The 8,130-nt window shown below is 48.8% G+C and carries 5 protein-coding genes; all 5 read left to right on the plus strand.

The genetic code is table 11. The annotated features are described in order from the left end of the window. Positions 1 to 9 precede the first annotated feature (9 nt). The 5 genes from pssA to J3P35_RS21530 all read left to right on the plus strand — a co-directional run bounded on the left by pssA (position 10) and on the right by J3P35_RS21530 (position 7,396). A complete protein-coding gene (pssA, locus tag J3P35_RS21510) occupies positions 10 to 714 on the plus strand; it encodes a CDP-diacylglycerol--serine O-phosphatidyltransferase (RefSeq protein ID WP_210466762.1) in 705 nt (234 codons plus the stop codon). Continuing rightward, positions 711 to 962, plus strand: coding sequence for a phosphoribosylformylglycinamidine synthase subunit PurS (gene purS / locus J3P35_RS21515; RefSeq protein WP_062543786.1), 252 nt, complete (start codon positions 711 to 713; stop codon positions 960 to 962). Before pssA ends, purS begins: the two co-directional genes overlap by 4 nt. A gap of 91 nt (positions 963 to 1,053) precedes the next feature. Beyond that, complete coding sequence (porU, locus tag J3P35_RS21520; protein ID WP_210466763.1) at positions 1,054 to 4,914, plus strand: type IX secretion system sortase PorU; 3,861 nt, start codon at positions 1,054 to 1,056, stop codon at positions 4,912 to 4,914. 28 nt (positions 4,915 to 4,942) lie between these two features. After that, the gene (gene porV, locus J3P35_RS21525; protein ID WP_210466764.1) at positions 4,943 to 6,112 is read left to right on the plus strand and encodes a type IX secretion system outer membrane channel protein PorV; all 1,170 of its coding nucleotides are present in this window, start codon (positions 4,943 to 4,945) and stop codon (positions 6,110 to 6,112) included. Positions 6,113 to 6,115: 3 nt separating this feature from the next. Continuing rightward, positions 6,116 to 7,396, plus strand: coding sequence for a M16 family metallopeptidase (locus tag J3P35_RS21530; protein WP_210466765.1), 1,281 nt, complete (start codon positions 6,116 to 6,118; stop codon positions 7,394 to 7,396). The last annotated feature ends 734 nt before the right edge of the window (positions 7,397 to 8,130 follow it).

An 8,130-nucleotide genomic window follows, 5' to 3' on the forward strand; every position in this document is an offset into this window, starting at 1 on the left:
TACAAAAACATGAAGAAACACATTCCTAACTTTATCACCTGCCTCAACCTGTTCTGCGGTTGCCTGGCGCTGGTATCTGTTTTTCAGCAGGAACTTACCACGGCCGCGGCCTGGGTAGTTGCCGCCGCCGCCCTTGACTTTATGGACGGCATGGTGGCGCGCGTGCTGCACACCTATTCCGAGATTGGAAAGCAACTGGACTCCCTGGCCGACATGGTTTCTTTTGGCGTGGTGCCCGGCGCCGCCATGGTGCAGATGATTGCCCAGGCCATTGAAAAAGGCGGGTATGACTTACCCAGCTTTCTGCCTTTGGCCGGCTTCCTGATTACCGTTTTCTCCTGCATCAGGCTGGCCAAGTTCAACATTGATACCCGCCAGATCTCTTCCTTCATTGGCGTGCCCACGCCGGCCTGTACTTTGTTCATCATGTCTTTGCCGCTTATCCTGGCCAATGATGACTTCGGGCTGTCGTTCCTGATCATGAACCCCTTCGTGCTGCTGGGCATTACGGTGCTGTTTTCTTACCTGCTCATTGCCGAGCTGCCCTTGTTTGCGCTTAAATTCAAGAATATGGCCTGGAAAGGAAACCAAATCAGGTTTATTTTCATGGGGCTTTCCATTCTTTTCCTGGCAATCCTTAACTTTACCGCGGTTCCCCTGAACCTTGCGATGTACATTATTTTATCATTTTTCCATAAATCATCTTCTTTATGAAATTCACCGCCGAAATAGATATCATGCCCCACACAGAACTGTTAGACCCGCAGGGAAAAGCGGTGATGTTGGGTTTGGAACATTTAGGCCTGGAGCAGGTTTCTGATGTAAGAATAGGCAAACATATTCGTTTACAGTTAGAGGCGGAAAACGAAACCGCCGCTGCCCAGAAAGTAGAGGAGGCTTGTAAGAAATTACTGGCCAACATGATTATGGAATCATTCTCTTACCGTCTCACAGCCAACTAAAGAACACCCCCATTCTGGTTCTTCTCCGTTTTCCTGAGCTGAACCTATGAAAGAAGGACTGTGTTGCGGAGTAATTATTTTACCCGCGTACATGCATCTTGTAAGAAAGCTTCTCTTTGCTGCAGGCTTCTGGATGGCTGCCGTTTCTGCCTGGGCCCAAACCCAGGACACGCGCACCATTTCCTGGCGCACGGCTCCGGCTGGTCCTCCGCCCGTGGGGACTACGGCTTCTGCTGCCCTGCCGGTTTTTGAAGAAGCGGCTTTCCTGAACCGCGAAGAGATTCCGTTCTACCTGCTGTCTATCCCCAACGCCAAGGTCACCTCCTTTGAGTTCACTTCCCTGGAGTTTGGCCCCTTGACCGAGGCAGAATTACGTGCTTTTTCCAAAAAGAGCCTCAAAACCGAAATACAGACTTCCATTAGTGCGGGAACGGCCAACCGGGTCCCGCACTCAGTGGTCTCCTTCCAGCCATTCCGGCTGAATCCGCAGACCGGTGCGGTGGAGAAACTGCTCAAGTTCAGTTACCGCTACACATCCGGCAACAACCTCAGAAAAGCTCCCGGTCAAACCCCACTCCGCCGTACGTATGCCTCTCGCTCCGTTTTGGCCTCCGGCGATTGGTTTAAGATCGGGGTGCCCGCCAGCGGCATGTACAAGCTGGACAGGGCTGCCCTGCAGGCCATGGGTGTGAACCTGCAGAACCTGAACCCGCGCAACCTGCGCCTGTACGGCAATGGCGGCGGAATGCTGCCGCAAGCCAACTCCGCTCCCCGCCATGATGACCTGGTTGAGAACGCTATCTGGGTGGAGGGTGAGCAGGACGGTTCCTTTGACAACAACGACTATCTTCTTTTCTACGGGCAGGGCCCGCACACCTGGTCAGAGAACCAGGTTACCGGCCAGACGCCGTTTGTGCATTCCCTCAACCTGTACACAGACACCACTTACTATTATTTAACCGTAGGTTCTTCCGCCGGGCTAAGGGTAAGTCAGCAGGCCTCGGTGCCCGGTTCTTTCCCCGAGGTCAATGCCTATGATGAGCACTGGTTTCATGAAGTAGACCTCCGGAACATGGTCAACTCAGGCCGGGAGTGGTACGGCGAGGAGTTCAATTCCTTCACCACCCAGCAGAACTTCGCTATTCCCGCCTCTGATCTGGTGCCCAACAGCACCGTTTGGCTTACCTCGGCGGTGATGGCTAACTCCCCTGAAAGCAGTTCTTTCTCCGTGAGGTTGAACAACACTAGTTTGGGCACCCACTCCATCTTCGGTCGCGGCTCTTACAATTACCACCCCGAGGGCGTGAACCATGTGCTGTATTTCTCGCCACCGCTCAGTTCGCTCTCTTACAACAATGAGTTGAACGTGGCATATACCTACCAACCGGGCAGCAGTTCGTCGGCGGCAGGCTATCTCAATTATTTTACCTTATCAGCGCTGCGGCAGTTGAAGCTTTACGGGAACCAGACCAATTTCCGGTCTTTGGCCAGTAAACAGAATGCTGTGACCACTTTCCTGGTTGGCGGCATGACAGCTGCCGATGCGCAGGTGTGGGATGTGACAGATCCGCTGAAACCGGTAAAACAAGCGCTTTCCATAGGCAACGGAACAGCCCGCTTCTCGGCCAACAGCCAGCAAATCCGTGAGTACATCGCCTTTCAGGGCTCTGCCTTCCCCACCCCCAATTTCCTGGGCAAAGTAGCCAACCAGAACCTGCACAGCCTTAATCTAGATAGTAAGGTAGATTTGGTTATCATCACACCTAGTGGTTTCATAACCCAGGCACAGCGACTGGCAAATCACCGGCGCACCCAGACAGGACTGCAGGTAGAGGTTATTGAACTGCCTAGAATCTACGAAGAATTCTCCTCCGGCAAACAGGACATCACCGCTCTCCGCGACTTTCTGAAGATGCTGTATGAGCGCAGCACCAAACAGGGTGATGACCTTATCCAGGTGGCCTTGCTGGGCGATGCCTCCTTTGACCCTAAGAAAAGAATCCAGCAGAACACCAACTTTATTCCCATTTACGAATCTCGCCAGTCGCTGGACCCTATCACTTCCTATTCTTCAGATGACTACATCGGGTTTCTGGATGACGAGGAAGGCGAATGGTCTGAGAACGATTTCTCTTTTGCCCACCTGCTGGATGTAGGGATCGGCCGCCTGCCGGTAAAAACCTCTATTGAGGCCGATCTGATGATTGACAAGATCATCCGGTATGAAAGCGACCAGACTTTAGGCAACTGGCGGAAACGCCTTGTTTTCCTTGCCGATGACGGGGACTCCAACGAGCACTTAAACGATGCTGATTATCTGGCCGAGTTTGTGGAGCGCAAATATCCTGGGTACCTGCCCCAAAAGATTTACCTTGACCTGTATCCGCAGATCTCAGTGCCTAATGGCCAGCGCTCCCCGGAGACAAATCAGGCCCTGCGCGAAGCCATTGAGAAAGGCGCATTAGTCACCAATTACACGGGCCATGGCAATGCCATAAGCCTCGCCGATGAGCAGATCCTGACCATCAATGAGATTCAGACCTGGAAGAACGCCAACAAGCTCACCTTCTTTTTGACCGCTACCTGCGAGATTGGCCGCTATGATGACCCAAGACGGAATTCGGGCGCAGAGACTGCTTTATTCCACCCAGAAGGCGGCGCCATTGGCTTGCTGACTACTACGCGCCCCGTGTACTCAGACGGCAACCGGGCACTGAACACCAACTTCTTCAACTTCCTGTTTACGCCGCTTTCTAATGGTTCTATGCCTACTTTGGGAGTACTCACAAACAAGACCAAGAACGCGAGTCTCTTTGGCGTGAACAACCGGAATTTTGCCTTATTGGGAGACCCTGCCATGCGGCTGGCTTACCCTCAGATGGAGGTGGTGCTTTCAAAGTTGAATGGTAAACCCTTCAACGCGGCTGCCTCAGATACGCTTAAGGCCCTGTCTAAAGTAGTACTGGAAGGTTTCGTGCGGAACGGCCAGCAGCAAGTCGCCACTGATTTTCAGGGTCAGGTCCATATTACCGTCTATGACAAACGGGCCACGCTTACCACACTTGGTGATCAGAACGCCAAACGCCAGGTAATGAATCGCAGCAACGTTTTGTATGACGGTTTAGCCACGGTGAAAAACGGCACTTTTGAGGTTTCCCTGGTTATTCCTAAAGACATCAATTACCAGTTTGGCGAAGGCAGTATTCACCTGTATGCCTCCTCTTCTTCCATAGACGGACTGGGCGCCACCATCGTGCCGGTTGGAGGTGCCAATTCAGATGTTTCGGCAGACAATACCCCGCCTCAGCTGGAGTTGTTCATGAACGATGAATCCTTTGTCTCTGGAGGAATCACTGGGAAGGATGCCACCCTGCTGGCGCATTTATTTGATGAGAACGGGATCAACACGGCGGGTGCCGGCATTGGGCACGAAATCACCGCCATTCTGGATGAGAAATCCTCTGAGCCTATTATCTTGAATGAGTTCTATACCGCTGATGTTGATTCCTACCAGTCGGGGAAAGTGCGTTATTCCCTGAAGGATGTTTCTGTTGGTCCGCATACGCTTTCCCTCAAAGCCTGGGACACGCACAATAACTCCAGCACTACCAAAATAGAGTTTATTGTAGCTTCTTCTGAGAAACTGGCTTTGGACCACGTGTACAATATCCCTAACCCGTTCCTGAATAAAACCACTTTCCACTTTGACCATAACCGTCCGGGTGAGGAGTTGGATATACTTATTCAGGTTTTTACCGTATCAGGAAAACTGGTTAAATCTTTGCACGGTTTTGGGGACGGGAATGCCCACTTCTCTGACCTTACCTGGGATGGCCGCGATGACAGCAATGATGTTTTAGCCAAGGGCGTATACATATACAAGGTAAATGTACGTTCTCGTCAGGATGGAGCTAGTACATCTCGCTATGAAAAGCTAGTTTTACTTAAATAATACTACCAGATACCACAAACTCTACCGCATGAACTGCACCCTATTCAGATCCACCATCTTTGGTCTCTTTTTAGTCACTTTGTCTGGCCTCACGGCCTCAGCCCAAACTACCATTGGCCAGAGCACCGAGTACAGACCTATCACCACAGCGGTGCCTTTCCTTTCTGTAACTCCAGATGCCCGCTCGGCTGGTATGGGTGATGCCGGGGTGGCCATTTCCCCGGATGCTAACTCCATCTACTGGAACTCCGCTAAACTTGGCTTTATTGAGGATGATTTAGGCGTGTCACTCTCATATACCCCGTGGCTTTCCAAGATTGTCAATGACATGTCTTTGAGCAACCTATCGGTGCATAAAAAGGTAACGGCAAACTCTTCGCTGGCAGCCTCCCTCCTTTACTTTGACTTAGGGGAGCTCAACTTCACTGATGCATCAGGTAATGCCATCCAGAACTTCAACCCCAAGGAATATGCTATTAGCTTGGCCTATGGCCAGAAATTAAGTGAGAACCTGAGCTTAGGCGTTGGGGCCCGTTATATCCACTCTAACCTTTCTGGTAACGTGAATGTGGGCGGCGGCGGAAACGTGATTGGAGAATCTCAGCCGGGCAACTCGGTAGCCGTTGATTTAGGTATGTATTACACCAAAGACCTGGCTTTGGGCGGCAAAAACTACAATTTGGCCTTAGGTGCTAATGTCTCCAACATCGGGGCGAAAATATCTTACACCACAGCTGGTAGAAAAGACTTTTTGCCTACTAACCTGAGACTGGGTACAGCTTTCACCATGGAACTTGACCCCTACAACAAACTTACTTTGGCGGTAGACGGTAACAAGCTTCTGGTGCCTTACACTCAGTCTGATGATCCTGGGGCCAATGACCAAACCAACGTCTTCTCTGGTATCTTCAAGTCCTTCACCGATGCTCCAGGGGGCGGAAGTGAGGAATTAAAGGAAATCACCCTTTCTACCGGTCTTGAGTACTGGTACGACAACATGTTTGCGGCCCGTGCTGGTTATTTCTTCGAGAATGAGTTAAAAGGCGGTCGCCAGTACTTTACCATGGGTTTGGGTATCCGTTACCAGAAATTTGGCTTTGATGGGGCTTACATGATCCCTAATGAACAGAACAACCCATTAGCCCAAACTTTCCGTTTCTCGTTGCATTTCAGATTAGACGAGCCAGCAGAACAATAAATTATGCTTATAAACCGTACAGTAGCACCAGCTATTGCTGAGCTTACTACAGATCTATCTATTGCTCCAGAAGTTCAAATCACCCCTTCAGGAGCCCGACTTCATATCTTCGAGAACAACATTCAACCTGTAGTACGGGTTGAATTCGTTTTTAAGGCGGGTAAGTGGTTCCAATCCAAACCTGGGGTAGCATCGCTCACCGCCAAAATGTTGAAGGAAGGTACCCAATTCCACACAGCAAAAGAGATTGCGGATATGGTGGATTATTATGGAGCCTCCTTAGAAGTTAACCATGGCTTTGACAGATCTACTGTGACTTTGTATTGTTTGTCAAAGTTCCTTCCCTTTTTGCTGCCGCTTACCTTTGAAATCATCCTGCAGCCCTCGTTCCCGGAGAATGAATTCGCGCTCATGAAGCAAAGAATCATTCAGACCCTTTCTGTGGATAAGCAGAAGAACAGTTACCTGGCAACCGAGGCATTTACCGTAGCCGTTTACGGCCAGGACCATCCTTATGCCTCCTCCATCTCAGAAGAAGAAATCACAGCTTTAACTATTCAGGACCTGATGGATTTTCACCGGGCAGCTTATACCCTTTCTAATTCAGAGATATTCATAACCGGAGACATAAACAAAGCCGGAATTGAAGCCATCTCCACAAATTTAAAGGGAGCACCAAGCGCTGAAATCATTAATCCTACATTTAAGGCCAATTCTCCTCACACTGGTTTACTGGTAAATAAAACTGCAAACCAGATGCAAGCCTCCATTAGGGTAGGTAACTCCACTATTAGGCCCACTCACTCTGAGTATCCTGCCTTATACCTGACCAATCATATCCTTGGCGGATACTTTGGCTCCAGGCTGATGAAGAACATCAGAGAGGATAAGGGCTTTACCTATGGCATCTATTCCTCTCTCTCCCACAAGGAGCATGATTCTTTGTTCTTTATAGGAACAGATATTAAGGGAGATAAAATCAAAGAAACCCTTGAAGAGGTTTCAAAGGAAATCAATCTTCTCATGCAGGAAGAAGTCTCTGAAGAGGAATTCTTAACTGCTAAGAAACATTTGAACGGGAAGTTCTTGTCTGACCATGCAACCCTGTTTGATAAGATGGATAAATACAGATCAAACATCTTATTGGGCCTATCTCCTGATTTCTACTCACAGTTACTCCAATCTATTCAAGCGCTATCTCCTAAGGACTTAATAGACGCAGCTAGAAAGCACCTTCAGGAAGAAACCTTATTAAAGGTAGTCACTGGCGGAAGCCCTGAATGACCAAAATTATACTGTATCAAAAGCAAAGAGGCGCATCAAATTTGATGCGCCTCTTTGCTTTTGTGTTATCAATCTATTCAGCAGGAAACTCTTATAGAGTATTAAAGGGTAATGTAGGTTCCGTTTAATACTCTATAAAGCCATCTTAGTTTAACATCAGTTTGGCCAAAGCAGGTCGTAAACGAAGCTTTACATTTACCAGAAAAAAGGAATTTTGCTAAAGGAGGCAATAACAATGAGTGGTTTTAAAAAGCTTTAAAAACATATTTATAAGGAAAACACAAAAGAGGTAAAGCCCAACTCAAAACAACTTAAAGTTAAGCCATTTATAAATAAAAGAGACTGAAAAATCCTAAGGAAAGATAAGGTAGTCGAGAAGATTTGAAGTCAAGATCTACTCAGAAGTCTAAAATCGTTTTTGCCCATTTAGTCAAAAACATTGCAAAAACATAAATAAACGCTACTCAAAGAAGCCCTGCTCTTCCAATTAGAAGAGCAGGGCTTTCTATTCTTTATATAATATGGAGAGCTAAAGACTAACCTTGATAGTAAACCATATGCTGCCTACTTAATAATACATAGGTGACCTAAAGAAGGATTAGAAAAGACCTCCAAGGACATTGACTCCCCTCCGTCCCGTGATCCCCTGTAAACGCAGAACGCCCCCCTTACTCTCGCAAGGGGGGCGCCTTAGGTGGGGTTGGCGGCTACCTACTCTCCCGCGTGTGACCGCA

The organism is Rufibacter roseolus (genome assembly GCF_017916365.1).
Classification (GTDB): Bacteria; Bacteroidota; Bacteroidia; order Cytophagales; family Hymenobacteraceae; genus Nibribacter; species Nibribacter roseolus.